General features: G+C 50.4%; 28 protein-coding genes. 23 read left to right on the top strand and 5 right to left on the bottom strand.

Annotated features, from left to right (window positions below; all coding sequences use genetic code 11):
* Nucleotides 1-99: 99 nt before the first annotated feature.
* Both rsmH and C8D98_RS13445 read right to left on the bottom strand, forming a co-directional pair.
* Complete coding sequence (gene rsmH, locus C8D98_RS13450) at nucleotides 100-1026, bottom strand: 16S rRNA (cytosine(1402)-N(4))-methyltransferase RsmH (protein WP_132874691.1); 927 nt, start codon at nucleotides 1024-1026, stop codon at nucleotides 100-102.
* Between the two features lie 212 nt (nucleotides 1027-1238).
* Entirely contained in the window at nucleotides 1239-1685 is a 447-nt protein-coding gene (locus C8D98_RS13445; protein WP_132874690.1) for a division/cell wall cluster transcriptional repressor MraZ, read from the bottom strand.
* Nucleotides 1686-1944: 259 nt separating this feature from the next.
* On the opposite strand from C8D98_RS13445, the gene C8D98_RS13440 reads away from it, so the two are divergent.
* Genes C8D98_RS13440 through ftsY form a run of 5 tightly spaced genes read left to right on the top strand, consistent with a single transcriptional unit; the run spans nucleotide 1945 to nucleotide 5363 of the window.
* Nucleotides 1945-2754 (top strand): hypothetical protein, encoded by an 810-nt coding sequence (locus tag C8D98_RS13440; RefSeq protein WP_132874689.1) that lies wholly within the window; start codon nucleotides 1945-1947, stop codon nucleotides 2752-2754.
* Nucleotides 2735-3763 carry an SPL family radical SAM protein gene (locus tag C8D98_RS13435; protein WP_132874688.1) on the top strand — a complete coding sequence of 343 codons (1029 nt, stop codon included), beginning with the start codon at nucleotides 2735-2737 and terminating at the stop codon, nucleotides 3761-3763. The genes C8D98_RS13440 and C8D98_RS13435 overlap by 20 nt, the downstream gene beginning before the upstream one ends.
* 46 nt (nucleotides 3764-3809) lie before the next feature.
* Nucleotides 3810-4031, top strand: coding sequence for a ParD-like family protein (locus C8D98_RS13430; protein ID WP_132874687.1), 222 nt, complete (start codon nucleotides 3810-3812; stop codon nucleotides 4029-4031).
* Nucleotides 4032-4034: 3 nt separating this feature from the next.
* Entirely contained in the window at nucleotides 4035-4304 is a 270-nt protein-coding gene (locus tag C8D98_RS13425; RefSeq protein ID WP_132874686.1) for a type II toxin-antitoxin system RelE/ParE family toxin, read from the top strand.
* A 60-nt stretch (nucleotides 4305-4364) separates the two neighbouring features.
* On the top strand, nucleotides 4365-5363 hold the full coding sequence (gene ftsY, locus C8D98_RS13420) for a signal recognition particle-docking protein FtsY (RefSeq protein ID WP_132874685.1): 999 nt from the start codon (nucleotides 4365-4367) through the stop codon (nucleotides 5361-5363).
* A 287-nt stretch (nucleotides 5364-5650) separates the two neighbouring features.
* Here ftsY and C8D98_RS13415 read toward each other — a convergent pair whose 3' ends face one another.
* Nucleotides 5651-5902: a helix-turn-helix domain-containing protein gene (locus C8D98_RS13415; protein ID WP_132874684.1), complete on the bottom strand. Its 252-nt coding sequence runs from the start codon at nucleotides 5900-5902 to the stop codon at nucleotides 5651-5653.
* 110 nt (nucleotides 5903-6012) lie between these two features.
* Between C8D98_RS13415 and C8D98_RS13410 the strand changes: the two genes are divergently transcribed.
* Together C8D98_RS13410 and C8D98_RS13405 are read left to right on the top strand one after the other, a co-directional pair.
* Nucleotides 6013-6372: a helix-turn-helix domain-containing protein gene (locus tag C8D98_RS13410; protein ID WP_132874683.1), complete on the top strand. Its 360-nt coding sequence runs from the start codon at nucleotides 6013-6015 to the stop codon at nucleotides 6370-6372.
* A gap of 28 nt (nucleotides 6373-6400) precedes the next feature.
* Nucleotides 6401-8578, top strand: a complete 2178-nt coding sequence (locus tag C8D98_RS13405; protein WP_132874682.1) for a S8 family peptidase — start codon at nucleotides 6401-6403, stop codon at nucleotides 8576-8578.
* Nucleotides 8579-8874: 296 nt separating this feature from the next.
* Here the strand turns inward: C8D98_RS13405 and C8D98_RS13400 are convergent, their stop codons facing one another.
* On the bottom strand, nucleotides 8875-9834 hold the full coding sequence (locus C8D98_RS13400) for a tetratricopeptide repeat protein (protein ID WP_165871344.1): 960 nt from the start codon (nucleotides 9832-9834) through the stop codon (nucleotides 8875-8877).
* A gap of 159 nt (nucleotides 9835-9993) precedes the next feature.
* Here C8D98_RS13400 and C8D98_RS13395 point away from each other — a divergent pair, with 159 nt between their 5' ends.
* Genes C8D98_RS13395 through C8D98_RS13325 form a run of 15 tightly spaced genes read left to right on the top strand, consistent with a single transcriptional unit; the run spans nucleotide 9994 to nucleotide 22235 of the window.
* Complete coding sequence (locus C8D98_RS13395) at nucleotides 9994-10680, top strand: hypothetical protein (RefSeq protein ID WP_132874680.1); 687 nt, start codon at nucleotides 9994-9996, stop codon at nucleotides 10678-10680.
* A gap of 12 nt (nucleotides 10681-10692) precedes the next feature.
* The gene (locus C8D98_RS13390; protein WP_132874679.1) at nucleotides 10693-11055 is read left to right on the top strand and encodes a head decoration protein; all 363 of its coding nucleotides are present in this window, start codon (nucleotides 10693-10695) and stop codon (nucleotides 11053-11055) included.
* A gap of 12 nt (nucleotides 11056-11067) precedes the next feature.
* Nucleotides 11068-12051 (top strand): major capsid protein, encoded by a 984-nt coding sequence (locus tag C8D98_RS13385; RefSeq protein WP_132874678.1) that lies wholly within the window; start codon nucleotides 11068-11070, stop codon nucleotides 12049-12051.
* 47 nt (nucleotides 12052-12098) lie between these two features.
* Nucleotides 12099-12464 carry a hypothetical protein gene (locus tag C8D98_RS13380; RefSeq protein ID WP_132874677.1) on the top strand — a complete coding sequence of 122 codons (366 nt, stop codon included), beginning with the start codon at nucleotides 12099-12101 and terminating at the stop codon, nucleotides 12462-12464.
* Nucleotides 12461-12814, top strand: coding sequence for a hypothetical protein (locus tag C8D98_RS13375; protein ID WP_132874676.1), 354 nt, complete (start codon nucleotides 12461-12463; stop codon nucleotides 12812-12814). Before C8D98_RS13380 ends, C8D98_RS13375 begins: the two co-directional genes overlap by 4 nt.
* Before the next feature lie 2 nt (nucleotides 12815-12816).
* Nucleotides 12817-13185, top strand: a complete 369-nt coding sequence (locus C8D98_RS13370; protein WP_132874675.1) for a hypothetical protein — start codon at nucleotides 12817-12819, stop codon at nucleotides 13183-13185.
* Between the two features lie 2 nt (nucleotides 13186-13187).
* A complete protein-coding gene (locus C8D98_RS13365; RefSeq protein WP_132874674.1) occupies nucleotides 13188-14138 on the top strand; it encodes a hypothetical protein in 951 nt (316 codons plus the stop codon).
* The gene (locus tag C8D98_RS13360; RefSeq protein ID WP_132874673.1) at nucleotides 14138-15313 is read left to right on the top strand and encodes a hypothetical protein; all 1176 of its coding nucleotides are present in this window, start codon (nucleotides 14138-14140) and stop codon (nucleotides 15311-15313) included. The genes C8D98_RS13365 and C8D98_RS13360 overlap by 1 nt, the downstream gene beginning before the upstream one ends.
* Before the next feature lies 1 nt (nucleotide 15314).
* A complete protein-coding gene (locus C8D98_RS13355; RefSeq protein WP_132874672.1) occupies nucleotides 15315-16940 on the top strand; it encodes a hypothetical protein in 1626 nt (541 codons plus the stop codon).
* Nucleotides 16937-17440, top strand: a complete 504-nt coding sequence (locus tag C8D98_RS13350; RefSeq protein ID WP_132874671.1) for a hypothetical protein — start codon at nucleotides 16937-16939, stop codon at nucleotides 17438-17440. The genes C8D98_RS13355 and C8D98_RS13350 overlap by 4 nt, the downstream gene beginning before the upstream one ends.
* The gene (locus C8D98_RS13345; RefSeq protein ID WP_132874670.1) at nucleotides 17433-18155 is read left to right on the top strand and encodes a carboxypeptidase-like regulatory domain-containing protein; all 723 of its coding nucleotides are present in this window, start codon (nucleotides 17433-17435) and stop codon (nucleotides 18153-18155) included. Before C8D98_RS13350 ends, C8D98_RS13345 begins: the two co-directional genes overlap by 8 nt.
* Nucleotides 18155-19144 (top strand): hypothetical protein, encoded by a 990-nt coding sequence (locus C8D98_RS13340; RefSeq protein ID WP_132874669.1) that lies wholly within the window; start codon nucleotides 18155-18157, stop codon nucleotides 19142-19144. Before C8D98_RS13345 ends, C8D98_RS13340 begins: the two co-directional genes overlap by 1 nt.
* 10 nt (nucleotides 19145-19154) lie before the next feature.
* The gene (locus C8D98_RS13335) at nucleotides 19155-20228 is read left to right on the top strand and encodes a hypothetical protein (RefSeq protein WP_132874668.1); all 1074 of its coding nucleotides are present in this window, start codon (nucleotides 19155-19157) and stop codon (nucleotides 20226-20228) included.
* A 13-nt stretch (nucleotides 20229-20241) separates the two neighbouring features.
* Complete coding sequence (locus tag C8D98_RS13330) at nucleotides 20242-22014, top strand: LamG domain-containing protein (protein WP_132874667.1); 1773 nt, start codon at nucleotides 20242-20244, stop codon at nucleotides 22012-22014.
* The gene (locus C8D98_RS13325) at nucleotides 22011-22235 is read left to right on the top strand and encodes a hypothetical protein (RefSeq protein ID WP_132874666.1); all 225 of its coding nucleotides are present in this window, start codon (nucleotides 22011-22013) and stop codon (nucleotides 22233-22235) included. Before C8D98_RS13330 ends, C8D98_RS13325 begins: the two co-directional genes overlap by 4 nt.
* Here the strand turns inward: C8D98_RS13325 and C8D98_RS13320 are convergent.
* Nucleotides 22232-24481, bottom strand: coding sequence for a PAS domain-containing sensor histidine kinase (locus C8D98_RS13320; protein WP_132874665.1), 2250 nt, complete (start codon nucleotides 24479-24481; stop codon nucleotides 22232-22234). The two genes, C8D98_RS13325 and C8D98_RS13320, sit on opposite strands and share 4 nt — an antisense overlap.
* A gap of 214 nt (nucleotides 24482-24695) precedes the next feature.
* On the opposite strand from C8D98_RS13320, the gene C8D98_RS13315 reads away from it, so the two are divergent.
* Nucleotides 24696-25034 (top strand): P-II family nitrogen regulator, encoded by a 339-nt coding sequence (locus tag C8D98_RS13315; protein WP_132874664.1) that lies wholly within the window; start codon nucleotides 24696-24698, stop codon nucleotides 25032-25034.
* The last annotated feature ends 156 nt before the right edge of the window (nucleotides 25035-25190 follow it).

Below are 25190 nucleotides of genomic sequence, written 5' to 3'. Positions count from 1 at the left end.
TCTCCTTTATTCGTACTAATCGTCATTCTGAACGTAGTGAAGAATCTCTGATGTGAGATCCTTCGGTTACACCTCAGGATGACAACAAATGAAAATCCTTTATACTCTCTCCGCCGCTCTCAGCTTTGCACTGCGGGACAGAGGGTTCATTTCTATCTCGTCCTCTTTTGCCGTCAGCGGTTTTCTGGTGATCTGGCGGAAGGTGCGCACCTTGCCGCATGTGCAGACCGGAAGCCCCGGCGGGCAGACGCATTCCTTTTCAAACTCCCTGAAATAGTCTTTCACCAGTCTGTCCTCAAGGGAGTGAAACGAGATAAAGACGGCCTTGCCGCCCTTGTCCATATATTTTTCGAGCTTGCCCAGCATCTTTTCGATGGCGTCCAGCTCTCCGTTAACGTATATGCGCAGAGCCTGAAAGGTCTTTGTCGCAGGGCTGATGCCCGGCTTCTGAGCTTTTCTGGGCACTGCGGACGCAATGATATCCGCCAGCTGAACGGTGGTTTCTATCCTTTTGATAGCCCTGGCCGCAACAATGGCGGTTGCAATATTCCATGCGAAGTCGTCTTCGCCGTATTTTCTGATAAGGTTGGCAAGAGTTTCACGGGAGTAGCTGTTAACGACTTCAGCCGCAGTAAGTCTGTCCGCAGGGTTCATCCGCATGTCCAGAGGTCCCTGACTGCGGAAGGAGAATCCCCGCTCCGCCGTTTTAAGGTGGAACAGCGACACGCCGAAGTCAGCCAGAATCGAAGACACACTGCTGATGCCCAGTTCGTCCAGAACTGTGTCGAAGTCGGAAAAGTTGGAGTGCACAACGGTAACGTTGGGATTTTCGGCAAAACGCTCCTTCAGCCGCACCACCGCATCCGGATCACGGTCCAGAACGATAAGCCGTCCCTTCGCCGATATTTCCTTCAGCATGGCCGCCGAGTGACCGCCGCCTCCGCCTGTCATATCCAGAGTTATTCCGTCCGGATCAACCGGCAGATACTTGAGCACCTCCCTTATCATTACCGGCACGTGCTTCATTTCCTCTTACCGCCCCTGGCTTTCTGCCGAAATCAAGTTCGACGAATCTGCCTTTTTGTATAAACTCTCTGCACTGCGCCGCCAGATCTTCATCGTTTCGACTGTGCGGGTCGAACATCGAAAGATCCGTGCGCATGAACATAATCTGGGTCAGCCGGGAAAATATGTGCATTTTTCCACTCCTTACCTAAAAAAGGTGAGCCGACCTGCCCTTACCTGATCTTTGAGGCGAACTTTTTAAACAGTTCGTCCTTTCTCTCTTCCGAGGCTTTTTCGCCCCAGACAACGGCAGGCCAGATTTCGAAATGGTTTCTGAAACCGTTCACGATGCAATCTCCCTGTATGCCGTTTCGCTGTCTGACATCAGCAGTTATCTGGATACGTCCGTTTCCGTCTATGGCAACTTCGTCCATATCGGAATAAAGGTATCTCAGAAACTCCTGAAACTCGTCATTGTCGGTGGATTCTGACTCCAGCCTGGCTTCTTCTCTGTCCCATTCGGCAGAAGGGTACAGCCTCAGATGGTCTCCCATGGACAACAGTGTAAGCTCGTCACTGCCATATTTGACCTTAAGTATCTCACGGAACTTTGAAGGAACCGAGATACGTCCGGTGTCGCTGATTTTATGTTGGTACTGACCTCTGAAACTTCCTGCCATTTTTAAACCAATTTGTACCTATTGATGACATTATCGTACAATTTATGCCAAAATTAACAAATTATATTTATGTAGTCAAGGGATATTGAAACTGCTCAAAATAGCATCACTACAGGGTTTCAGAGGTTAAGGCACTGATGGGGCTGCGTATTCGGATATATGCAAAATATATGCGCAAAAATATGTAAAAAAATTTTACTCATTGGTGCTCTGGACAACGCAAAATCTTTTCTGTAGAGTGCCCCTCACAGGAGAAATTATGTCCAAAGGAAGTCTGGTATCAGGCATCAAACCATCTAAAAATTTCTGTTTGAAAAGCACTGCTGAAGAGAATGACAATATATTTCCTCCGGCTGCCGCTCTGGTCAACGGCGAATACTGCCTTTTAAGCGGAAGTGAGGCTGAGGAATACTACATTGTTCAGGCGGAAAGCACCGCCGGAGCACTTAACATGGCAGTGATACTTCACGGGGCGCTCTGCATCACCGAGCTTGCAAAACTCGCCGTTATCTGCAAAGAGCACAGTATCGACACGGCACAGATAGACGCTTTTTCTCAATATAATATAAAGGGCAGGCAGGGCTTTCAGACACTGGAGGCCGTTGACGCATACCCGGAAGCATTAAAAAAATATCTGACAGCAAAGGATATTCCGTTAAAAACACTTGCCGTGTTCAACAAGCTGAATGAAGACTGCAAAAAATACGTTGTCGATGCAGTCGCCGCCAGAGAACTTTCTGTGGGCGATTTCAGAAATCTGGTGAATCTCCTGTTCGACATGATGCCGAAGATAAAACCCGAAGATATGCAGGGCAATATAATTAAAAACCTGTCGGCGAAAAAGGACAGAGCCGGAACAGCTTTTTCAGATAAGCTGAAGGAACTGACGGAGAGGTTCCCTCTTACCGTTTCCTCGCCGGACAATTTTGAAACAGGCAGGCTGGTTTTCAGCTTCACTGCTGAATCCGCAGAGGAGTTTATGGAAATAATCACAAAAACCTCAGAGGAATCAAATACGTCGAAGCTAAAAAAAATATACGGGTTTCTGGATGAGCAGAATATATCTTGACCGCAACGCTCTGAACAGCGTACCCGCAAAAGCGGTCATGAAAGACCGTGACGTCACCCTTGTGGATTCTGTATCGGAAGTGCCTGACGAAAAAACATCAATATACATAGCCGACGAGCGCAACACCTTTGTCCACAGATGCCCAGCCACAAAGATTTACAGATGCTGTGATTATTATGTGACGGACATCTCCGAAGGCTGCCCCTTCGACTGCACCTACTGCATCCTCCAGAGCTATCTGAACCACGACTACATAAAGGTTTATGCAGGATTTGAAGAGGCCGCACAGGAGATACGCAATCTTCCCAAAGACAGGTTCTACCGTGTGGGCACGGGAGAGCTGACCGACAGTCTCGCCCTCGACCATATTTTCAATTTCAGCGGCTATATCGCAGAGGTTGTGAATAAATCAGATAACATTCTGTTCGAGTTCAAGACAAAATCCGCAAACATCGGCAACCTGCTGAACTGCAATCCGAAGAACCTCATGGCCTCATGGAGCCTTAACCCGCCCTCCGTAATGGAGGCCGAAGAGCACGGAACGGCACGCATTCAGGACAGGCTGAAAGCCGCAAAGGACTGCGCCGCCCACGGGCTTGGCATAGGGTTCCACTTCGATCCGCTCATCTGGTCGGATAACTTTGAAAAGGACTACGCAGAGGTCATAAAGATGATGGCGGAATCCGTTCCCGAAGCTTCCGTTAAATACATCAGCGTTTCCACCTTCCGCTTCATTCCGGAGCTTCTGGACATAGTGCGGCAGAAATTCGGCTCGTCCCTGCTTCTGCAAAGCTCATATGTGAAATCTCTGGATGGCAAGATGCGCTATTTCAAGTCTCAAAGAGTTTATATGCTTGAGTTTTTCGTGAAAGAGGTCAGGAAATACTGGCCGGATGTGTTCATCTATTTCTGCATGGAACACGAGAGCGTCTGGAAACGTATATTCAGCTTCGACCCCGGAGAACGCGAGGACTTTGAAAAACGCTTCCCCTGCGCAAAAAACAAATAATTGCATTTCATTGCACTATGCAATATATTACTGTATGGAGGCGACTATGGCACATGCAGTAAGAATTTCCGACGATATCGTCACTCCGGCAAGAGTTCTGGCAAAAGTTGAAAACAGATCCCTCGGAGGCCAAATTGAACATTGGGCAAAAATAGGGAAAATTGCTGAAGAGAATCCTGAACTGAACTACAAAATGATAAAGGATATTCTGATTTCTCTTGAAGAAGCCCGAAACGGTGAGACCGAAGAATATAAATTCGGAGAATAATTCATGAGAAGGGTATTGCAGACTGCAAACTTCTCAAAACAAAAGAAAAGGCTGCACAAAAATCAAATATCCGACCTTGATGAAGCAATCAGGATAATAATGAAAAACCCTGAATCCGGAGAACAGAAAAAAGGTGATCTGGCTTCCGTATTTGTTTATAAATGCCGCCTTTCCGGTCAGCTTCATCTCATTGCATACATTTTTGATGAAAGCTGCATAACCCTTCTTTCAGTGGGCTCTCATGAAAATTTCTATCGTGACCTGAAACGATAGAATGCTTGTATTAATCTTCTGTTTCTGCTTATAATAGCCCGTTTTAACATTGGAGGCATCATGGGATTTTTCAGTATTTTTAAAAAATCGGACAAAACAGAGCCGGAACAAACGCAGGAACAGCAGGATTCCCAAGCCTCCGTGGGATTTTTTCAGAAGCTGAAAGAGGGACTTTCAAAGACATCCGGCAAACTTGTGGGCGGTATGGAGAACATCTTCCTCGGCCGCAAAGAGATCGACGAAGACCTTCTGGAAGAGCTTGAGGAACTGTTCATAACGTCCGACGTGGGCGTTGAAACCACCATGAAGATAATCGATTCCGTTCGTCAGCAGGTGGACAGGAAGACTCTGAAAAGCCCGGAAGAGCTGAAACTTGCCCTTAAAGAACAGATATTTAACATTCTCAATATAGACAACAGCCTTGTGCAGACCACCGACCGCCCCTATGTGATGATAGTTGTGGGCGTGAACGGAACAGGCAAGACCACAAGCATCGCAAAAATGGCAAAAATGTTCAAGGAGCAGGGACTTAAAACCTGCCTCGCCGCAGGAGACACTTTCCGTGCGGCGGCCATTGACCAGCTCTGCGTATGGGCGGACAGAGTGGACGTTCCCGTGGTGAAACAGTCCGCCGGAAGCGACAGCGCAGCCGTTATCTTCGATGCCATCCAGTCCTGCAAAGCAAAGGAAATGGACGTGCTCATCTGCGACACTGCGGGCAGACTGCAAACCAAGGTCAACCTTATGAAAGAGCTGGAAAAAATCATCCGTGTGGCAAAAAAGGAACTGCCCGACGCACCCCACGAGGTGCTTCTGGTTCTGGATGCCACCAGCGGACAGAATGCTCTTTCTCAGGCGGTCAAGTTCCATGAGGACGTTAACCTCACGGGTATAGTGCTCACCAAACTGGACGGCACAGCCAAAGGCGGTTCCATCATCGGCATCGTTGACGAGCTTAAAGTTCCCGTCAAATTCATCGGCTTCGGCGAAGGCATTGACGACCTGAAACCTTTTGACGCCAAAAACTTCGTTGACGCTTTATTTGACACTCAAAAATGACATCCTGTCATTTTTTCGCAACGCTCCGTCAGGGCAAAGCCCTCACTGCGCTCACATTCCGAATTATATCAGTATAAATTACTGATATAATTCTCCATGAGGTGCATCCATGCACCTTAATCCACTCACAAATGACATCCTGAGGCACATGCCGTACGTAATACATTTCTCGTCACTGCGAGGGTTTAGCCCGCAGCAGTCACATCTGCTGAGATTGCCACAGCCCTTCGGGCTTCGCAATGACGCCAATTCAACGTCATCCTGAGGCGAATGCCGAAGGATCTCATTTAGTCTATATTCATAGAGTTCCTCGCCTGCAGAAACTCTTCAAGGCTCTCCTTTGGCACACGCCAGCGCCCCTTTCCTTCGATGCTGGTGTTCCATGCAATAAGCTTCGCCTCCTTAATCCACCTGCGCACAGTGATGTGACTCACCTGAAGCATTCTGGCCACCTGATATATTGTCAGGTTCTTTGATGCCAGTTTCTCGATCTGTTTCGAAATACTCTCCTCCTCCCAAACCTTAAAAGGTGCTGCCATGTGCTCCTCCTGCAAACATAAATAATTTGTATCCTTATACACAAATTGTCTGTATTTTTCAACAAATATTTTCTGTTTGAACCTGACACAAATAATCTGTATAACTAAGCATGAACATAGGCGACAGAATCAAAGAACTTCGTAAAGAACTGAAAATTAACCAGAAAGAACTGGGAAATCTGCTCAACGTCACTCAGCAGGTGATAAGCCATTATGAGTGCTCAGGCAGTATCGATGCATCAAAACTTTCAACTATATCAAAAAGATATAATATCGACATAAGATATTTCTACGAAGAGAGACCTCTTTCTGATTTTAAAACAGCCGTTCTCCGCCCGAACAGCACACAGGGGCCGGATATTCCCGCCGGCTGGCATGAGCTTCTGGACGACGTTTCGTCCCTTGAACAGGATAAGATCAGATTCATTGAAACAGTTGTCAGGGCCTTGCTGAAAGAATTTTCAAGCTGAGCTGCCAATCTCCGGGAGGTTCGGCCCGATGAACAGCGATTGCTGCCCGTTCATTCTTCGTTTTTCCAGATCAATGCAGAGGCAAAACCCCAGAATCGTAAGGGGAGGAATGCCGAAGCCTTCGCCATTCGGACTGCCCGACAGAAAAGTTATGGCGGCGGAGCTGACAAAGGGGTTCGGTTTTTACCGCAAATTTGAGTACAACTTCGGACTTCCGGTTTTCAACACGCTGACCCTGCGCGATTTTTCACTTTCAAAATCCCTTCGTTATCATTTTCTGTCCACCACCGGAATCCGCCCCACAGCCAGTCTGGAGATAAACCGTCTGGTGTTCGCCCTTTCAGACAGCGAAGCACTGAACAGGCTCAACAACCAGCTGGTGTATGGACAGGGCAGAAATTTTCTCTCATCCATGAGCCACATAGAGGGCATAGCTCCTCTGCTTCCATCGGTCAAGATTGAACTCAGCAGCCCTTTTGAATGCGGGCTTTCTGACTTGAAGCCCGATGAGAACGTTTATATACACACCCTTCCCTGCGCAGACGGGCACGACATGCTTGTCGGCTTTCTGAAAGAGAACATGGCGGCAAAGAATCTGAAAATTCATGATCTGGGCGGCTACACCATAATCCAGACACAAATAGACGACCTGAAATCCCGTCTGGACACCCTGACCACCCACAGTCTGGTGCGCTCTGTTTCACCTGTCAGCACCTTCATATTCCGAGAGAACTACGTCCGCCACGGCGACCTGCCCCTTGAGTGCATCTCTGTCAGAGACACCGAAAAATCATACCCCAGAGCCGCAGTTGTGGATTCTGGAATTGCCGATTTTTCATATCTCAAAGAGTGGGAACTGGACAGTTTCAGCTTTTTCAACCGGAGCGACAGAAATCCGAAACACGGAACCTTCGTTGCAGGCAGACTCCTCAACGAGGGCGAGACCTTCGGCGGCATCCTCTATCTTAACGCAGGTATCCTCCCTTCGGAAGGCTCGATCACGCTGGATGAGTTCCACGACAGAATGGACATCCTGCTTAAAAAATTCCACAAAACCGTTAAGATCTACAACATCTCCCTCGGTTCGGACATTCCAGCCGACACGGAGTCATTCTCCGCCGCCGCACATGTTCTGGATATTCTTCAGGAGAAATATGACGTGCTCTTCGTGGTTTCAGCCGGAAACTATGAGCCGCTCCGCTCCGATCCTTTCTCCGTATCGGAAGGTTCAAGGGTTGCGTCCCCTGCTGAGAGCATACATGCGCTGACTGTTGGTTCCGTGACCCACAAGGAAACGAACGTGCAGTCCATTCACACACCCTCCCTTTTCACACGACACGGCCCCGCAGCGGGTTATTCCGTAAAACCGGACGTCTGCGCATACGGAGGAACCCACGAAAAGCGGATGGGAAGGCTTTATCCTGTGGGGGTGTTCTCCATAGGTACCAGAAACGAACTGGCGGAGGACTCGGGCACATCCCATGCAGCCCCCAGAGTGTCTGCACTGGCCGCAAAGCTCTATCACAAATACTCACACTTCTTTCAGAGCCCGGATATGGCAAAAGCGATCCTTCTGCACTATACCCGTCTGAGAAACCGGACATCACCCGATATATTCACCGGATACGGTATCGTTCCGGACGACCACGAAGGCTTTGAGGATATGCCGAACAGTCTGGTATATCTGCACGAAGGCACAGTTCGCCACGGCAATATAATAGAGATTGAGGGGATACCCGTTCCTGCGGGATTTTTTGAAAAACACAAGGCTACGGGAAGCATAGAGCTGACGCTGGTATACAAAACAAAAACCAACATGAACTTTCCCCATTTCTATTCCTGCACCAATCTGGAACCATCACTGGGGTTCCACAGAAACGGCGAGTGGAAGAGCATAATCACATCAAAGAACCTTCTGGCGCCGGATCTGCCCGGCATCAGCAGGCAGAAACTTCGGGAAACCTTTAAATGGCAGCCGGTTAAGCTTTACCAAACTAAACTGACAAGTGCAAGAATACCGTCAAAACTGACTTTGCGGATAACTCCCTATAAACGTGATTTTTATACGGAAAACACCGATATCCGGTACTGTATTGTCCTATCTTTCAGTCACGAAAGCAAAAATATGTTTTCGGAAATGCTTGAGAAATACGGTGAGTACGACGGAATACTTGAACCTGCGTCAAAGATGTGGAAAACCTGTTGAAAACTTTGCAGGAAAAAACCTAAGTTTATCAATATTAATTTAAACCTACCCTGTAAAGACCTAATAAATAAGCTTTTATCACCAACCCCTAAATTCAGGGGATTTCAGCTGTCAAGCACTTTTTTATCAACAAAAATGTGGGAAATCTGTTGAAATGTTATTATGAACCCTTTGTCAGAGCGAATTTCCGTTGGGTTGGCATTTTTTTGACCATCTGATAATGAGTAAAAATTTTTTACAGTGGTCATTTTTTAGCAGGAATGGCGCACTTTTTACGGTGCGCCCGTAACAATTTTCTACCAGGTATTTATGGTTCTTTTCTCCTGATATGCTTTAAGATAGACCCGCATATCGTCCTGCTTAACAAGATCCTTTTCCTTATCAGCCGCATTTTTAAGAATGTCGGATGCTTTGTCGAAATCACCCGTTTCAGCATAGGAGGCCGCAAGTATCATTGCGTTGTCGGCAGACGGATCAGTACTGAAAAGTTCCTGAGAAATTCTGACCGCCCTCTGTCCGTCCCTGTACATTGAAACGGGACAGGTGGAAAGCACTCTGGCCAGTTCATACTTTGCCGCAGTATTTTCAGGTTGCATGGCAACGGCTCTCTCATAGTCGCTCAGAGCCTGATTTGCATCCTTGGTCTTATAGAATATTCTGCCTCTGAGAAAATAAAGCTCCCCCTTGTCCGGATCTGAAGCAAGCGCACGCTGAACGTGTTCTTTCGCCTTTGCATAGTCGGCTGTCTTAAAGAAAATCTCAGCCATGGCTTTTTCAAGTTCTGCGGAGGTATCAGCTCCGGACTTCGCCCTGTCTATATCTTTAAGTGCTTCCGCATATTTCCCAAGCTCAATATACGCCTTCGCCCGTCCGGCATAGGCTCTGTATTTCAGTTCGCCGCCGCTCTCCGCCGCCATCCCGAAGTCGTAGGCCGCATCTGGGTAGAACCCCAGCTTCATATAGGCCTGTGCTCTTTTCATATGCAGCTCGGCGGAATCTGCATTTCTGAGCGCCTTGGTATATTCGTTCACTGCCGAGCCGTAGTCTTTATATGCAAAGAAGATATCTCCCCTCGCTCCGTAATAGTGCTGGGAGTGGACGCTCTTTTTAACCGTGCTGTCATAGGTTCTCAGAGCGGTCTCTATTCCGGGCTGTTTTGCGGACACCGCCGCCGCATCGTAATACACGGCCGCATTCTGCCCGGCGCAGGCCATGAGCGAGAAACAGGAGCAGACAATCAAAGCTCTTTTAAGCATAGGGACATCCCCCGTCATTTTTTCTAAAGCATATACTCTATTTGAATATATTGAAAGAGATTTTATACAAATAATATCTGTTTCTTAAGCCTTCTTAAACATATTGCAAATATTTTTTCTGTATATTTCCCCAATCCGAAAACAATAGGAGGCGGAAATATGAAACTGGAACTTGCCAGAGCAGGGAATCACAACGGAGTGGTAATAACCCCCGAAGATATCCTCAGCATGGCCGGGAATTTTGCGCCGCAGGTTCCCGTGACCATCGGGCACGAGTCGGACGACAGCATGCCCGCATACGGCTGGGTAACGTCCGTCGAGGTGTCTGCGGACGGCTCCGTGCTTCTGGGCGAAATAGAGCTTGGAGCGGAACTGGCCGAGGCCTTTTCAGAGGGCAGATTCAAAAACTGGAGCATTGGTGCCGCACGCAACGAAGAGGACTCGCTCTATCTTCACCATGTTGCGTTTCTGGGCGCTGTGCCCCCCATGATCAAAAACCTGAAGCTCATCAGCATGGGCGACAGGTCGAAGATCGTCACCTTCTCACCCCTTAACTGCGGATTTGTGCTGTCCGACAGCGAACTGTCGGAGTTTTCACGTCTGAAGGCGAAAAACCTCGATGCGAAGCTGACAAAGCTGAAGGACGCCGCCGCAGGAAAACTTCCCGCCGCCGCATACGGCTCGCTCATGGCATTTGCCGACAGTCTGGAGAGGGAGCATCCCGCTCTTAATGCGGCCGACACCCTTGCGGACATCTTCGGCAGGGTAAAAAACCCCGTCGCACAGGGCGCACACGCCCTCAGCACATCAAAAGCCCCTGCGGCATCTATCTTCTCAAAAATTTAAAGGAGGAAATCAATGGCAACAGTCAACGGAGTGGTGGGCACACAGACCATCACCGGAAAAACAGTCACAGACGGCAGACACCCCGCCGTCATCCGCACGATGGAGTTTGCATCCGGTGCGGGAATCATCAGAGCGGGCGAAATAATCGCCCTGAGCACGGCAGGCAAAGCGGTCAGCTTTGACCCCGCAGCATCTGACAGCAAAAAGACCCCTGTGGGCGTTTGCATTCAGGACATCGACACGGCAAAGGACACCGCAGGAAGCGTTGCCGTCCACGGAACTGTTATGAAAAAGAGCCTCACCGTTAAAGGCACGGAAGCATCTTCCGCAGACATAGCCGCCCTTGAGGCGAACACCCCTGTCTGGGTCTACTAAGGAGTTTTAAAAATGATACAGTTTGATCTCGGTAAATATTTTACATCAGATGCGATAGTACGCACCCTTTCGTCCATGCCGGAGCTGAAATCACCCGTGCTGGACAGCGTTTACCCCGAAGCAAAAAGGCGCAGCCACCCCCTGCCCACGGTATCTGTGGCAGACCTTCAGCAGCCCGTTTCAAACATAGCTGTCACCAGAAGGGGCGGCGACCCCGTTCCCGTGTATGAGGAGAACGGAAGCATAACCCACATCGAACCCCAGCCCTTCCGTCCCTCGGAGAGACTGAACGGCGTCGATGTCAACAACCTCAAGCTCCTTGACGAATCAGGCATTCAGCTCCTTGTGAACAACAAGATAGACCGTCTGCGCAGAATCGTGAGAGCGTCCACCGAGGCCATGGCCGCACAGTCGCTTAAAGGAAGCATCGCCTATCCCATGGCTATGGACGGCGGGTTCGCAACCTACGGCGTGGACTTCGGCTCAACCCTTTCCCATACCCCCGAAGAGGTCTGGAACGAATCATCAATCAGCCTTGACGACATCCTCGCCGACCTCATCGGCATGGAGGCGCAGATTCAGAACAGCAGCCACTACGGCTCCGATATACGCTTCTGGGCGGGACAGTCGGCCTTCATGGCTCTGGCAAAAATAGTTCAGGACACAGGCAACACATCATTCACGGCTATGATCGACGCCAAGACCATCAACATCGCAGGGTTCCGTGTTGAACTTATGAACAGCTCATACACAGACCTTGCCACGGGTTCGCAGGTTAAGGTCGTCGACAGTCAGAAGCTGATGGCCTTCGCCGCCGACGCTCCCTTTGAGCTTGTTTACTCAGTGATCGACGATCTGGACAGCAACCTCACCGCCATGCCCTTCTTCGTTAAGCAGGTGCGTGACCCCCGCTCATCCAGCATTGAGATCATCGCCGAGAGCAAACCCCTCCCCGTTCCTTTCACAAAAGGGATCTGCTGGGCAACAGTGCTCTAAAAAAATACAGGGCGGGGCATCCCCCCGCCTTTTTTCAGGTGAACACTATGGAAACGATCGACATAGAAGAGATTCAGGAGCTTATGCGGGAAGAGGAGTATCTGGCCATATGTCAGGGTGACGATTCGGTGGCGGAAGAGGCTCTGGAGAACGCCCGTATCTATGTTCAGGCGGTGGCTGAGAGCTACGGCATCGAGTATGACGAGGCGGATTCCGTCCTTCGTCTTGCGGTGAAGAAACGTGCACTGGCAGAACTTTACATCTATGCGGCGGAATGGACCACCGCCGAACAGTACAAATCCCAGGCGGCGCAGATTCTGTCACCCCTTGCGCCCGTTGCGGAGGGCATCCTTGCTTCAAAATCCGCAGGCTACACTGCGGCGGGCAGAACCGACTGGCAGGGCTACAGATGAGAACGGCGGCACAGCTCATCGTTGACACAGTTGAGGTGCTCTCCGGATGCGGGGTATTCACCCGTGTTCTGCTGAAAGACGGCAGTACGGAGGTTATGACCGGAAAGGAGCCGCTGGCGGCGGTCGCCTATGCGGGGTTTGAAACACTGTCCGACGGCGGTGTGCAGGTCACAGAGCATCGGCTGAAGATTTACGTCCGTCTGCTCTCGGTGGGCAGTGCCGACACGTCACCCCTCCACACCGCTGTGGAGGCCATAACAAACACTCCGGCGGTGTCGGTTTCAAGCTCAATACACACAACAGACACCAGAACGATGACCTTTGTCATCGAAGCCGGATACAGGTGCTGAACATGATGACAATAGCAGGAATAACACTGCCCGAAACGGCGGTCTGGGCAAACGAAACAGCATACGGACAGCCTATGGCGGCCGTTGAGACCGACCTTGCGGGCACAGACAGGGTTTATTACGGATCGGAGAACAGAAATCTGGAAATATACATTCCCGCCACAGAGAGCGGCATGAAGCGTGACGATGTTATAGCCCTCTGCCGCATAGCGGCGGACAGATCCGCAGTGCATGCGGAGATAAACGGCAGAGAGTTTTCGGTGCGTTTTGCATCCGACAGTTCAGCCATTGAGCTGAAACCCGTCAGGGCAAAGCAGACACAGGCGGGCGACGACAGCTATTACGGAACAATAAGGCTTTTGGAGGTTTAAGGATGAATCAGACGGATATAAGCATCATCAGAAGCGTAAGCATAAACGACACGGATTCAAACGGCGGCAGGTGTGACCTTGCCTCCACTGTGGTTTCGGGGGTTAAGTTCAATCTCTTCCCCAGAGTGACCTCATCTGAGCGGGAATCAGGCATCACCAGATACCGCAAGGCATACATTCTGAACAAAAACTCAAACGGCGAAACTGCATACGGCGCATGCGTTGGCATAGGGATGCCCGGCAGCGGTCAGGACAGGTTCTACATTGCTCCTGCAGACCATGAAGACACACAGGCGGATGTTCCCTCCCAGTGGACGGGATGCGGAAGACTGAGCCTCAGCGCATCCGCAGGCGACACCTCCGTTTCTGTGCTGTTCAAATCCTCGGACTACAGCATCCCCGAAGGGGCACTGCTTCTCATTCAGGATGACGAAAAATCCTGCAATGCAAGGGTTGCATCTGTTACAAAAAACGTGAACACGGCGGCCGTCACCCTCGAAGGTCAGCTCCCCCACTCTTTCGATTCCGAAGATACATACGTCGGGGTAATGCTGGAACTGGGCGATCTCGCCCCAGAGCTTGAAAGTGCGGAGATAAGCAGTCTCACAGGCGGATTTGACCGGACAAAGGTGGTGCTGTCAAACGGCGGAACGGAATTCGACACCTTCTCGCTGACCTTCACATCCGCATTCGCTTTCACCGCATCGGGCTTTTATGCCGGAAACCTCCCCTCCGGCCAGATAACCGCCCAGTATTCACCCGTTAACCCCAAAACAGGAAAGCCCTATTTCACAATCCCCTCCGCATGCTGGTCGGGGGCATTTGAAGCGGGCAACAGCGTTACGCTGGTCACTCTCCCTTCGGCAAAGGGTTTCTGGCTGAAAGAGGTCGTGCCCGCAGGCTGTCCCCATGAACCTGATAACAGGATAACTCTGGACTGGCAGATAGACTGATGAACAGGTTCGCAAACTTCGCAAGATCATCACTTTCGGAGTATCTTCCCGCAGACGCAACGGAGCTTTCAGTTGAGCATCCGGAAAGGTTTCCTTACGGGAACTTCACGGCGGTTATCTGGAACAAAGGATTTGCGGCTCCTTCGGAGGATGACGGCAGAGAAATTGTCCTCGTGACCAGAACCGAAGCAGGTATGACCATTCAGCGAGGGCTTGAGGGCACAGAAGCGGCAGACTGGAACACTGGAAGCCTCATCGCAAACGTTGTTACGGCGGATACTCTGAACTCCATTTCGGCCTTCATAGCCGCCCGCACTCTGACCCAAAGCGGGGCCATTGAGCCTTCCGACAGTTTTGTTCTGCTCTCATATGCTGAGAATGAATCCGTAAAGACCTTCACTCTGCCGGAGGCCGCACTCTTCAGCGGAAATATGCTGACCATCATGAACTGCGGAAGGGGCATGACTCAGTTTGCAGTTCTGAGCACTGCCGAAAATGATGTCATAGGGTTCGACGGGCAGACGCAGGTGATAGTCGGCGCAGGATGCACCCTGCGAATATCGGTCATAAACGGCATATGGCAGATAACCGGAACGGAAGCGTTCTCCCCCCGATCCTTTCAGCAGATCAGCACCAGCGGACAGCTGAACGCATGCGGAACCGTCGTGTATGCGGATGCATCGCAGTATCCTCTCAGCCTGTACATAGCCGACAATCCAGCAATGCGAAACGTACCGTTTCCGGTGCTGAAATCCGACAGTTCGGCGAACAAAATAACCCTTTATCACCAGTCCACGGGTTCTGTGGTATCGGAACTTTCAAAAAAAGGGGAATGCGCATGGCTGATGCTGAACGGCTCCGGCGGAGTGGAGGTTCTCTCTGCCTCCGGCGGCGGCTCTTCCGGCTCTGCAAACCTGCACATCACAGCCACAGGTTTTGTTCAGCTGTCCAAAGAAGTATCCCTCGTTTTCGCAGACACTTCAAACGGATACGCATACGTCTCCCTTGGTTCAGCTTCCCAGACGGCAGGGCAGAAGGTCACCGTCATACGCACCGACAGCACACCAAACCCAGTTATGGTGGGCGGACTGAGCGGCGGCGAATATTTTCTGAACGCCGAAGGGGACTACGCCTCGTTTGCATGCAGCGGGACAAAATGGTTCAGGGCGGGCTGACATGGAAACGTGCGCAGGAGAATACACAGGCGCAGGCTTCGCCGCAGAAGCCGCACACAGCGGAATGGTCGGCCTTAAGGCTCCATTCATATTTTACGGAGGAGATTTGCTGATGACTTCAAATTCGGCCGGCGGCTCAACCGCCATACTGTCTTCACTGGGTCAGGATTCAGCCTCTGTTCTGACGGCGGATTTTGCTCTGCCCGTTGGCGGGGAATGCGTGCTGAAAAACACCCTCTCGGCGATGGACAGCGACACCGCAGGTCTGACGATCGCCAACAGCCTGAGTGAAAACGGATTTTTTATCCTGCCCGCTGTCACAGGAGCGGGAATCAGTGGCGGATGCGACATCCTCAGCACAATAGGGGACTACGGTCTTAAAGGACTTACCCGCATAAATAATCCCCTCCTCAAAACCTCCCAGAGCGGAAAAGTAAGCATTGTCCGTCCGCCTGTGACCTCATCGGCGGCTGACGATTCCGTAACATTCATATGTGACGGCAAAGACCGTACTAAAGACCTCATATCCCTTGAAATATCCCTGAACGGCATTCCGACGCTGAAAGCTGAGGCAAAAATCTCCTGTCCCCGCCTTGTCAGCATAGATCTGAACGGCGATTTCTATAGCTTCGATATCATTACCTGTTCTGAAGGGGGAGGAAAAACTGTTATGAGCGGCATAATGCCGGAACCTGAAGGGAGTTTCACCGCCGACATAGACGCCATGAAAGCGTCCGAAGCGGTCATGCTCCTTTCCGGAAAGATAGTCTGGGCGGCAGAGGATTTCACCGCCCGCATCAAAGGAACCTTCACCCACTGGTCGCTGGCATCGTATCTGGCCGACAGCGCAGGGCTTTCAGCCCGACTTCTGCCGAACGGCTACATAGCCGTAACGGGCGGCGGCACAACACACGGCATAAGACCCGAAGGGGTGTTCGCACGCACATTCAAAAAGCATGAACAAAAATACAGAGCTGTAACAGTTAATTACAGAGGCGACACCTCAAATCACGTTCACATAGAAGCACCCGCAGAAGCGGGGCTGAACACAGATGTGAAAATACGTCTGTACCACGGCGGAAGCTCCCGCCTGCTATCGGATTCCGCAGGGCTTGCGAAAACGGCAGGTGGAATTACGGAGACTGTTACGGAAAACGTCCTTTTCCAAAACGGCAAAGGGGTTCTGTCGCTTCCCGCAGTGAAAGTGCTGACCGAAGGGATGACGGCCGACGGCAAAAAAGTATCAGCCGAAGGACTGAACGGATGGAGGGAGGCAGCCTACACAGCTGTTTACGACCTTTACACCCTTTCGGAGACGGCGGAAGTGAAAAGATACGTCCGTGCCGTCACCGACAGCTCAGTGACAGTTTTCTTCAAAGGCGGCAGAGAGACACTCACCGTAGACGCTCCCGCTGTGCTCGACTGCGTAACAGCTCTCAGGCTGGCGCACACACTGGCGGCGACCCCTGAAACAATAACACTGGAAACAACCCGCACGGACGGACTGAACACACCCGCCGGACTTTTCTGCAAAAGCAGTTTCGGCAGAGGCAGGGTGGCTTCGGCAAAGATCAAGGTCAATGCCGATCCTCTGGCGGTTAAAAATATCATCGAGGTACATCCATGACCAACGCAACCATCAGCTTTGTGACCTCAACAGGCGGAGCAAAAATTATAATAGCCGCCGACAGCGAGCGGAACACCGACTCCGCAGGCAGAGAAAAAACATCTTTCACCTACGGAGAAACGGCATATTTCCGCATCTATGCCGAAAACCCCGACAGGCTTGCAGTGTTCGCTACGGATGGCTCCCTCACCTCCCACGGAATATTCACCGAAGAGGTGGCGGACGAGAACGTTTCGTTCATAGAGGAATCAACGGCACCATCCGGTAAGCCGGTTCTCACACTGAACAGCTTCACATGGCTGGGCAGGGAGCTTGGAGCCATAACCCGCAGAAGTCCCTATTCAGTGACATGTTCCGAAACTCCCAGACCATCGCAAGGCAGGATAGGCACTGCGCTGATAAGCTACCGCACCGCCTATGCACTTTTCGGGCTGAAACTGACAGCGAAGAACAGGGACACCTACCCCGTTCTGGTCTATGCGGAGGCTCTCAATGGCTGACAGAAGCATAACATTTGGTAAATATGCGGAAAACGGCGCATATAAATTCTTTCTGGAACCCGAGGAGAACAACGGAACCACCGTTTTTCCGGCAGGTTTCACTGCCCGCCTGAAACTCTATCCCGGCGGACAGTCACCCTCTCTGTCAGTCACCAGAGGCACGGTGAAAACCTATGCATCGGGGCTGAGACAGCAGATAACCGAGTTTATAATATTCAAAAACAGCCGCAAGGCTTCGGCAACCTTCCCCGTGGCTCTTGCTCTCACAGCCGAATGGCAAGGGGAGGACGGCGGAAACCCCGTATTTACCGACAGCAATATCTATCTGCCGCAGGCGGCAACGTCCGTTCTGAAACTGGTGTACGAAACAGTATACGACCTTGTGGATGTCACCTGTCCGGACAGCGTCTTTTGTCTGGTATCCGCTGAAAAGGCGGGACAAAGCGGAATCTTCGCTCTGGATTTCACAGATGACCTAACCACCGGAACCTACACCCGCACTGTCATTCTGACCGTCCGAGACGCATGCACGAAAAAGACGCTTAAAGACGCTCACATCTATGTGAACGGAAAATACATGGGCAAAAGCGACAGCGAGGGCAGAGTGCGGCTGGGAAGTATGAAGACCGGAACCTACAGCCTGCTGGTTGAAAAATCCGGCTATAAGCGCACGGATGAGGACAACGTCAACAACGATATTTTCACGGTGAGCTGATGGGCAGATACATAGCCGAAGATTACTCGACAATTAACGTATGGCTGGCTCCTGCGGAGTATACTCCATCGGGCATATGCTATCCGGACAAGTGCGTTTCGGCGCACATCCGCACGTCTGTCATCAGGGACGAACCGCCGCTGACAGCCGTAGTAAACGGTCTGCCGTCGGGCTTCTCCTACAGCCACGAAACTCTGGCAGTCTCAGCCTATATCACCGAAGAGGACAGCGGCGAATACGTTCTGAACGTTTTCCTTCTCCCTTCGGACAAAACAGAAAAAGAGTTCACCCCGCCCTGTGCCGACTATGCGGATGCAGACGTAAACTCAGACTGGGAGCGCACGGGCTACAGGATAAGGGCATATCTGCCCCAGATACGCACCTGCGGGGTGACGTCTTTCACAACCTATTACACGGGAAGCGGATTCGCCGTAACAGGGGTCAGTCCCACAGGTGAGATAAGATCCGCCTTCGCAGAATATACCCATAACGAAGACGGGCATATCCCCCTTGAAACACAGCTGACATCAGGTCTGCTCATTCCGGGGCGGACTGCCTCGGTTTTCTTCCGCATGTACGACCTGCCGGAGGAGTATTATCTCGGTTCGTTCAACTTTCAGACAGACATCTTCACCGGAGCAACGGTCATAGGCTGCGGGGTGGTCACCCGCCGCAAGGTCTACAAAGACAAAAGCAGACCTGAAAAAGGCTATACCTATGAATATGTTCCGATTAAAGGCGGCATAGAGAGCAGTCTTCAGGACGAATGGCTGTTCGACAAGAATCTGCGCTGGTGCGTGGAATATTTCGGGAAGCGCTACTGGCTGAAATCCGCATATCCGTGCAGGCTGGCCAACGGCAGTTTCGCCGCTGTGGCCAAAAACTTTTCGCTCCCCAGAGACTGCGATCCGGACATCGACAGCTCATGCGTTAAAACGACCCTCTCCGAAGCGAACGACCGGATAGTTCCGGAAAAATTCTACAGCTGACAGGTTTTATATGACAGAAATATCATCACTGAACGCAATGTACCCTGCCGAGCGCATAGCCTATGCAAGGGGCAGGGTCTTATATTCGGATTATATCGAAAACAGCATCCGTGTGGCGGTGAACGGTTTCGAATACACCCTGCCTGCGGCTTATGATTCCGCAGATACAAGACCATCTGCCTATGCCTTCTCCACAGGGGATGTTGTCGCCGTCAGAACCTATGAAGGTCTGCCGACCCACATTGCGGGATTTGAAGACAGGCTCTGGCCGTTCATTCCCATTCCCGCCGAGGTGAGCATTTCCGCCGACAGGGTATTTTCATCAAGCCTGTTTCAGGAGACTCCTTTAATCGAATCCGACAGGTCGATGTTTCTGTCGGCCTATGAAAAACTTCCGGAGAAGGAATGCGAAATAGGTTTCACTTCATACGTCAACGAACCTGTACCGGATATGGAGGGCAGACTGGTGTCCGTTCAGACCCACACAACGGGCAGCGTATTCTCAAGGCTTTCAAAGTTCTACTACAACGAAGAGTTCATCTACGAAACATACAACGAGGAGACTTTCGGAGGCGTTTTCAACGGAACCCGTTCAAACATAATCGCCGCATACAGAGACCCCGAAAGCGGCACCGCATTCATCATTTATCAGATAAACACCTTCACCGACTGGCTTCCCTTCAAATCGGGCAGGGTGGATTTCGATTTCTTCATCTGGTCGTCAACGGGGCTGAGCCGGAGGATATGCGGAGGCTACAGCGACATTGCAGGGGTTATATCGCCCGCAACAGGGCAATGCATAGGTTATGACACAACAGGTTTCTTCGCAGAGGACAGCGAAGGCATGTCGGTTCTGGTCTGCGGGTTATACATCTGCAAAGCGGAATCTTTCAGTGCATCCGCCTCCAACAACTTTGTGGATACCGGCGATTATGAACAGTTTTTAAGATTTACAGCCGTGTCCATGCCCGAAGGCACATATTCGGCGGACAGAGCATACGGGTGCAACGACTCAGGGGATATCAGACTTGGCGAAGGCATATACGCCGACCCGAAAAACAGCATCTACCGCAAGAAAAGATAAATAAGGAGGAGACATGAGTTATAAAGACGTAAGACAGATTCTCAGTTCGGTGTTTGACAGCGAAGATTCCGCATTGAGGGCGACTCTTAAAACCGAAGGCGAACTTCTGAACATGGTTCTGGACGAAACAGGGGAAGCGCCTGCTCTGCGGGTTCGTCTTGTGGACTTTCAGCCTGTTACAAGCATCATAGACGGCGAAGCGGCCGTATACGCAGACCTGCCCAACCCCGCAGAGCACATGAACGAAATATATATTGTCACAACAGCATCGGGGATTCCGCTGGTCAGCAGGAAGCAGGCGGGAATGTACCGCAGTGACGGGATCTCATGGAATCTGCTGGATACCGACCTTCAGGCGGATAAGGTCTATTACTCAGGAACAGTCCACGCAGGGAACGTTCAGGATGCACTGGAAACGCTGAAACTGATGTCCGATGTGAACTCATCCTCCGTTGCCGCACATTCATCCAACGCATCAAACCCCCACGGTGTGACCAAAGCCCAGATAGGGCTTGGCAATGTGGACAACACCGCAGATGCCGCAAAGCCTGTTTCAGCCGCCGTTCAGACGGCACTGGACACAAAAATGACAGCTTCTGCATACACGGGTGCTTTCGGAAATCTCGACTCGCCCCTACTGCATTTACCATTAAAAAAGAATCTCCTGACGGCTCAGGGGCAGAGCGTCTGCACATTCACACGGGCATCAGCGGCGACCTATGTTGACCGCTATGGCATGTTGAAATCCGTTGCGGCTGACATACCAAGATTCACAGCAGACGGGCTGCTCATTGAAGGCACATCAACAAACCTTCTGACATATTCAGAGCAGTTCGAGAACGGAGCCTGGGTTAAAACTAATACAAGTATAACGACAAACACAGCGGCGGTTACAGACCCTTTTGGAACCAATCTGGCGGAGAAGTTGTATGACGATGCTTCGAACGGAGAACATTATATCTATCAGCAATCCGCATATACCAACGGAACAACTTACTGTCTTTCAGTTTTTGCTCAATCTGCGGAAAGAACTCAGCTGAAAATATATTCAAGCGGAGGTGCAAAAGGTGCGCTTTTTGATTTATCTAATGGCTTAATCCTTTCTTGTGACTCCGGGGTGACAGCATCAATTAAAAAATTATCAAACGGATGGTTCAGATGTTCTATAGTATTCACGGCAATCGTAACCGCGACAAGAGCCAATTACTTCTACTCAACAGTTTTGGGAAACACAAGCTATGTCGGTGACGGCACATCTGGCCTGTACATCTTCGGCGCACAGCTTGAGGCCATGCCCTTTGCGACATCTTATATACCCACTACAACAGCAAGTGCAACACGAGTGGCTAATTATTGTCAGGTATCTCAGACGGATAACATCCCATCCTACTCAAAAGATTTCACCATATCTACCGATATTGTGCCTCTCGGTATTGCAGGAACGCAATATATTATGGGAGATGCAAATCTATCCACAGGATTAAAGTTATATATTGAAACTGATGGTGTTATTTATGCCACTCTGGGCGGGGTGTCTCTTAAAGCATCAATCTTTGTAAGCGCAACAGTTACATACAGAGTGTGTTTGATAAAAAAGGGTACATTGATTTATTTTTATGTAAACGGAGACTTGAAAGAATCAAAGAGTGTTTCAAACCCGCCAGCTAATCAAGCAAATCTTTTTATTGGCTCACGAAACGGCACCAGTGGTAATGGCTATGTATATATATCAAACCTGCGCATATACGACCGTGCACTTACAGCAGAGGAGGTAAGACTGGCATGACGGAGATTTCATTTTCAGACATAATCCAGAATCTGGGCAGTCTCTCGGCGATGGTTCTTCTGCCGCTCTGGCGTTCGATCGGGGAACTGAGAAAGGGTCAGGAGCGGACAAACATAATCCTCGCCCGTGACTATGTGGCAAAGAACGAGTGCAAGCACAAGCATCAGCTTCTGCACTCGGACATTTCGAGGATCCACGAGAGGGTGGACGAGATAATCTAATTGTCTATCCTGTCCATAAGTATGCTGAAACGGCAGCCGGAATCGGTGTTTTCAACGGTGAGGCTGCCCCGCATATTCGTCTCTATTATCGCCTTGGACATATAAAGCCCTATCCCCGTGCCGCCCTTGTCGCTTTTGGTGGTGAAATAGGGATCGAATACCCTGTGGAGAATATTTTCGGGTATCCCGCCGCCCGTATCCTCAACATCCAGCCGTATCTTTTTGCCGATATGCTTTATGCTGATGCATATCTCCCTGTCACGTCTCTGCATCAGAGCATCCTTTGAGTTTGATATCAGGTTCAGAAGCACCTGCTTGAACTCATTGGGATATCCCCGCACCCGCATATCGTGATGCCCGCAATAGGTCAGACTGTTCTCTTCCGATTTAAAATTCATAGTATCTGGACATTCACAGGCCACCACACAGCGGATGCTGTTGCTGACCAGCTGCGCGCGGACGATGGAAAGCACCTGTTCCACAGTGCCTTTTATATCAAAAATCTCTTTGGATTTGGATGGTTTGAAGAAATCACGGAAATCATCAATGGTTCTGGACATGTAGTCTATCTGTCTCATGGCTCCGCCGACGGTATCCCTGACATATTCCTTTGTCAGTTCGCCGAACTCGGAGGCATCCTGAACATCCTGCACCAGAAGCCCCAGCGTGTTCAGAGGCTGACGCCACTGATGGGCTATGCTGCCTATCATCTCCCCTATCTCCGCCAGACGCATCTTCTCCATCAGAAGTTCCTCGTTTCTGCGGCGTTTGGCTATCTCCTCCTCCACAATGAACTGGAGATTCTTGTTAACGTCCTCCAGTTCCTGCTGATATTTCAGCCTCTGGGAAACGTCCTCAACAATGATGAACATATAGACCGAGCCGTCGGTCTCCACAGGTGTGATTAACAGTTCCACGTCACGGACTACGCTTCCTGCCGTATACTGCCGCACTGGGATCTTTGCCCCACGGCGTGTTTCAAGGATACTGCCCACAAGGGTCAGACAGTCTCCGTAGCTGTTATGAACCGTTATATCGCTCATCTTTCTGGATTTCAGAGCATCAATGGGACAGCCGTAATATTCGGCCGCCGCCTTGTTGGCATCTATTATTGACATGGTGGCAGGTTCGAACACCAGCATCACCGCAGTGTTGTCCGCAAAAAACCTGCGGAACTTCGCCTCGTTCCGCTTAAGACTGTTCTGCAGCCGCACCTTATCCGTTATATCAATCACACTGGCAATCTCTGCAGTCTTTCCGGCTATGCGCATGGTGTCGGAGATCACCTGAAGCGTGCTTCTGTCTCCTGCGGGGGAATAATAGGTCATGATGTGCTCCCCGCCCTCGGTGGTGTCGTATACCTTGTCGCCCAGATAATAGGTCAGACCGTTTCTGACGATTTCCTCACGCCTTACGCCCAGAATCTGCAAAAGTCCGCCGTTAACAAACCTGAATCCCTCATAGTCGAGATAAAGCCCCACCATTCCGCTGGATTCCAGAGCGGTGAGCATGGCTTCAAGCTCGTTCTTGAAATTTTCCATCTGCTTGCGGACAGAGATGTCCCTGAACCGCCAGAGATGGCCTTTGGGTTTTCCGTCAATATATAATGGTGTGTGTATCCTTGTGAATATGCGTCCGTCCTTGCAGCGGAACTCATCGGAATGCACTCTGTCCCTTTTCTCCTGAAGAATGTAGTCCGTTTTCTTACGGTACATTCCCGACAGATCCATGTTTTCAAGGATATCGTGATAGAATCCCGCATTGTCGATGTTGCCTTCAGGACTGAAAAGGCCGGATGCTGTGACTATTTTAAGAAAACTGTTGTTGATGTAGACCAGACTGCCGGATTCGCCCTCAACCATGACGCCCGATTCCATTGCCTCAACAACCTCGGTCAACCGTTTGTTCTTTTCGATAACTTTTCTGAGATCGTCTCCGGTGAGCTTTGACTCATCGATGGATGCCGCTTCCACCATAACCTTGCGGCTGATGAGTGCTGTTACGTCAGAAAATGACCAGACGGAATATTCGCCGTGCTCGGCGACAGAAGCGGTGTAACAGCGTATCTCTCCTTTGTCGGTGCAGAAATGGAGCGAGCGGGAATCATCCTTCCTGCACGCATTTTTGAAGTTCCCCGCCTGATACAGTCTTTTAAACTCTTTGTTGGAATATGCTATTTCCGAGCATGAACCGACCACGGCAACAGGATGCCCCAACAAATCAAAATCTTTAAATTCCGAGCTCAAATAAATCCCTCAAAATATTCAATATCAAACTATAGCACCTTTAACCGGAATCTGCTGAAAAATTAATCACCAATGAATATATTTTAAACACCGACTCGGGTATTTTTCACATTTCATGCGTTATATGCCTCTGTTCAATGAAAATGGGCGTTTTGTCGAAATTGGCACAACTTTTGTTGAATACATGACAACTGCTTTTCTAACGGAGGAAAACATGAAGTTAATCAAAGCCATAGTCAAGCCCCATATGCTTGACAACGTTAAAGAGGCGCTGAACGGGCTGGGAATCAGCGGCATGACGACATACGAGGTGAAGGGCTTCGGACGTCAGAAAGGCCACCACGAGCTTTACAGAGGCGCAGAGTATCAGATCGATTTCGTGCCGAAGATCATGCTTGAAACGGTTGTTCCGGATGAAATAGTTGCGCAGGCAATCGGCGTTATTTCTGAAGCGGCTAAAACAGGCAAAATAGGCGATGGTAAAATATTTGTTCTCGATATCATCGAAGCTGTCAGAATCCGTACCGGCGAAACCGGCAACGATTCAATCTAAGTGAGCAGAGAGGAAAAAAATGCGTAAACTTCTTTTAACATTAACTACTTTTGCATTTGCCTTTTCGGCATTTGCCGATGAGGCGCCCGCACCCGACACAGGCGACACAGCATGGCTTCTTGTGTCAGCGGCTTTCGTTCTTCTGATGCTTCCCGG

The organism is Seleniivibrio woodruffii (assembly GCF_004339245.1).
In the GTDB taxonomy this organism is placed as follows: Bacteria; Chrysiogenota; Deferribacteres; order Deferribacterales; family Geovibrionaceae; genus Seleniivibrio; species Seleniivibrio woodruffii.
The sequence above is the reverse complement of the archived record's forward strand: the minus strand, read 5'-3'. Positions and strand labels throughout refer to the sequence as shown.

Bases quoted from the DNA above. Each gene is read 5' to 3' on its own strand.
- C8D98_RS13345 (WP_132874670.1), top strand. From the start codon at position 17,433: ATGGCTGACAGAAGCATAACATTTGGTAAATATGCGGAAAACGGCGCA.
- C8D98_RS13370 (WP_132874675.1), top strand. From the start codon at position 12,817: ATGATGACAATAGCAGGAATAACACTGCCCGAAACGGCGGTCTGGGCA.
- C8D98_RS13435 (WP_132874688.1), top strand. From the start codon at position 2,735: ATGAGCAGAATATATCTTGACCGCAACGCTCTGAACAGCGTACCCGCA.
- C8D98_RS13440 (WP_132874689.1), top strand. From the start codon at position 1,945: ATGTCCAAAGGAAGTCTGGTATCAGGCATCAAACCATCTAAAAATTTC.
- C8D98_RS13350 (WP_132874671.1), top strand. From the start codon at position 16,937: ATGACCAACGCAACCATCAGCTTTGTGACCTCAACAGGCGGAGCAAAA.
- rsmH (WP_132874691.1), bottom strand. From the start codon at position 1,026: ATGAAGCACGTGCCGGTAATGATAAGGGAGGTGCTCAAGTATCTGCCG.
- C8D98_RS13380 (WP_132874677.1), top strand. From the start codon at position 12,099: ATGGAAACGATCGACATAGAAGAGATTCAGGAGCTTATGCGGGAAGAG.
- C8D98_RS13375 (WP_132874676.1), top strand. From the start codon at position 12,461: ATGAGAACGGCGGCACAGCTCATCGTTGACACAGTTGAGGTGCTCTCC.
- C8D98_RS13425 (WP_132874686.1), top strand. From the start codon at position 4,035: ATGAGAAGGGTATTGCAGACTGCAAACTTCTCAAAACAAAAGAAAAGG.
- C8D98_RS13335 (WP_132874668.1), top strand. From the start codon at position 19,155: ATGACAGAAATATCATCACTGAACGCAATGTACCCTGCCGAGCGCATA.
- C8D98_RS13360 (WP_132874673.1), top strand. From the start codon at position 14,138: ATGAACAGGTTCGCAAACTTCGCAAGATCATCACTTTCGGAGTATCTT.
- C8D98_RS13445 (WP_132874690.1), bottom strand. From the start codon at position 1,685: ATGGCAGGAAGTTTCAGAGGTCAGTACCAACATAAAATCAGCGACACC.
- C8D98_RS13330 (WP_132874667.1), top strand. From the start codon at position 20,242: ATGAGTTATAAAGACGTAAGACAGATTCTCAGTTCGGTGTTTGACAGC.
- ftsY (WP_132874685.1), top strand. From the start codon at position 4,365: ATGGGATTTTTCAGTATTTTTAAAAAATCGGACAAAACAGAGCCGGAA.
- C8D98_RS13355 (WP_132874672.1), top strand. From the start codon at position 15,315: ATGGAAACGTGCGCAGGAGAATACACAGGCGCAGGCTTCGCCGCAGAA.
- C8D98_RS13405 (WP_132874682.1), top strand. From the start codon at position 6,401: ATGAACAGCGATTGCTGCCCGTTCATTCTTCGTTTTTCCAGATCAATG.
- C8D98_RS13410 (WP_132874683.1), top strand. From the start codon at position 6,013: ATGAACATAGGCGACAGAATCAAAGAACTTCGTAAAGAACTGAAAATT.
- C8D98_RS13385 (WP_132874678.1), top strand. From the start codon at position 11,068: ATGATACAGTTTGATCTCGGTAAATATTTTACATCAGATGCGATAGTA.
- C8D98_RS13365 (WP_132874674.1), top strand. From the start codon at position 13,188: ATGAATCAGACGGATATAAGCATCATCAGAAGCGTAAGCATAAACGAC.
- C8D98_RS13325 (WP_132874666.1), top strand. From the start codon at position 22,011: ATGACGGAGATTTCATTTTCAGACATAATCCAGAATCTGGGCAGTCTC.
- C8D98_RS13400 (WP_165871344.1), bottom strand. From the start codon at position 9,834: ATGCTTAAAAGAGCTTTGATTGTCTGCTCCTGTTTCTCGCTCATGGCC.
- C8D98_RS13340 (WP_132874669.1), top strand. From the start codon at position 18,155: ATGGGCAGATACATAGCCGAAGATTACTCGACAATTAACGTATGGCTG.
- C8D98_RS13390 (WP_132874679.1), top strand. From the start codon at position 10,693: ATGGCAACAGTCAACGGAGTGGTGGGCACACAGACCATCACCGGAAAA.
- C8D98_RS13430 (WP_132874687.1), top strand. From the start codon at position 3,810: ATGGCACATGCAGTAAGAATTTCCGACGATATCGTCACTCCGGCAAGA.
- C8D98_RS13395 (WP_132874680.1), top strand. From the start codon at position 9,994: ATGAAACTGGAACTTGCCAGAGCAGGGAATCACAACGGAGTGGTAATA.
- C8D98_RS13315 (WP_132874664.1), top strand. From the start codon at position 24,696: ATGAAGTTAATCAAAGCCATAGTCAAGCCCCATATGCTTGACAACGTT.
- C8D98_RS13415 (WP_132874684.1), bottom strand. From the start codon at position 5,902: ATGGCAGCACCTTTTAAGGTTTGGGAGGAGGAGAGTATTTCGAAACAG.